Origin of the sequence: Brachybacterium tyrofermentans, from assembly GCF_014897585.1 — a bacterium.
Lineage (GTDB): Bacteria > Actinomycetota > Actinomycetes > Actinomycetales > Dermabacteraceae > Brachybacterium > Brachybacterium tyrofermentans.
On record NZ_JABUXW010000076.1, the window covers coordinates 1 to 1,788 of the forward strand.

1 protein-coding gene is annotated in these 1,788 nt (G+C 64.9%); it reads left to right on the top strand.

Going from position 1 to position 1,788, the window contains the following annotated elements; all coding sequences use genetic code 11:
* Positions 1 to 146 precede the first annotated feature (146 nt).
* Positions 147 to 1,505 carry a class I SAM-dependent DNA methyltransferase gene (locus tag INT49_RS20755; RefSeq protein ID WP_193119621.1) on the top strand — a complete coding sequence of 453 codons (1,359 nt, stop codon included), beginning with the start codon at positions 147 to 149 and terminating at the stop codon, positions 1,503 to 1,505.
* The last annotated feature ends 283 nt before the right edge of the window (positions 1,506 to 1,788 follow it).

Below are 1,788 nucleotides of genomic sequence, written 5' to 3' on the forward strand. Positions count from 1 at the left end.
CACCTTCACCCATCACGACCCACCCCTCGGACACCTCAACGATGAAAGCCCGAGGTTAGGACACCTCCGGCACCGCCGGCGACGTCCTGGCGGTGCCGGCCGTGAACGACTGCCTCATGCTCGGAGCAACCTGCGAACATGTGTCCATGAGCCAGAAGCCCCTCGTTCTGCCCGACATCCGCTCCCGAGCGGGAAGCTTTGTGGCGGAATGGCGCGATGCGGAAGGGTATGAGCGTGGTGAGGCCCAGTCCTTCGTCAGGGACCTGCTACGGGTCTTCGGGATCACCCGCTCCACGGCGGCCGTGTACGAGAAGCGCGCGCAGCGCGCCTCCACGGGAGGGCAGGGGTACATCGACGCCCTGATCTCGGGGACCGCACTGGTCGAGATGAAGTCCGCGGGCGCCGATCTGGTCAAGGCTGAGGCGCAGGCGCTGGACTACATCGAGTCACTGACCGAGCATGAGCGCCCGGATTTCGTGATCACCAGCGACTTCCGCAGGTTCCGACTGCTGGACCTCACCGCGGACGCCGGCGAGGACGGGCTGCTCGAGTTCGGGCTCGACGAGCTGCCGGCGCACGTTGAGGAGCTGATGTTCCTGGCCGGCTACCGGCGCGCGAAGTTCGGCTCAGCCGAGCAGGAGGCCGCGTCGATCAAGGCGGCGCAACTGATGGCGCAGCTGTACGAGCACCTCGAGTCCACCGGCTACGACGAGCACCAGGCCTCGATCTTCCTGATCCGCACCCTGTTCTGCCTCTACGCCGACGACTCCGGCCTGTGGGAGCGGGACCTGTTCTCCCGCTACATCGAAGAGCGCACCAGCGAGGACGGCTCCGACCTCGGCGCCCAGCTCGCCACTCTCTACCAGGCCCTGAACAAGCCCGAGGACAAGCGCTACGGGCAGAGCGACGACCTGATCATGGCGTTCCCCTACGTCAACGGCTCCGTCTTCGGCGAGCCCGTCGACATTCCCTACTTCGACCGTGCTTCCCGCGAGCTGCTGCTGCAGGCCGCGTACTTCAACTGGTCCAGCATCTCGCCGGCGATCTTCGGGTCCCTGTTCCAGGCCGTGAAGTCCAAGAAGGCTCGCCGCAAGCTGGGCGAGCACTACACGACCGAGACCAACATCCTCAAGCTCATCCGCCCGCTGTTCCTCGACGAGCTCGAGGACCAGTTCACCAAGGCCCACGCGAAGAAGCGCGAACTCGAGAAGCTGCTCGACCACCTTGGCTCACTCGTTCTCGCGGATATGGCATGCGGGTGCGGGAACTTCCTGATCATCGCCTACCGCGAGCTCCGCGCCCTCGAGCTGCGAATCCATGAACGCCTGCAGGAGCTCGACCCGAGCCGCGCCCAGCTCTCCTTGGATGCTGAGTCCCGCGTGCACGTGCGTCTGTCGCAGTTCTACGGGATCGAGCTCGAGGAGTGGCCGGCCACCATCGCTCGCACCGCGATGTTCTTGATGGAGCACCAGGCCAACCAGGCCGTGAACCTCACCCTCGGCTAGCCGAGGTGCCCCAAACGCACTCACCTGTGATCGTGCGCGTATGCGCAGTATCAGTCTATAGAAGTGCTCCCGTGCCAGTGAGTCTCCCTTGTCGCTGCACCGCTTGAGTAGACGTGCTGCCTCCGATATGGCTCGGCCGTGGTGCGATTATTCGCGTTGATCCTGACCCAGCGATGGCTGTTTGGTTGTCGTTGCGCTGCCGACGCTACAGGCACGACCTTCGGCGAGGGGGCCTACCCCCGGTTCGTGGACACGGGGGTGTTTACGCTGCGAGCGCTAGCTT

Bases quoted from the DNA above. Each gene is read 5' to 3' on its own strand.
- INT49_RS20755 (WP_193119621.1), top strand. From the start codon at position 147: ATGAGCCAGAAGCCCCTCGTTCTGCCCGACATCCGCTCCCGAGCGGGA.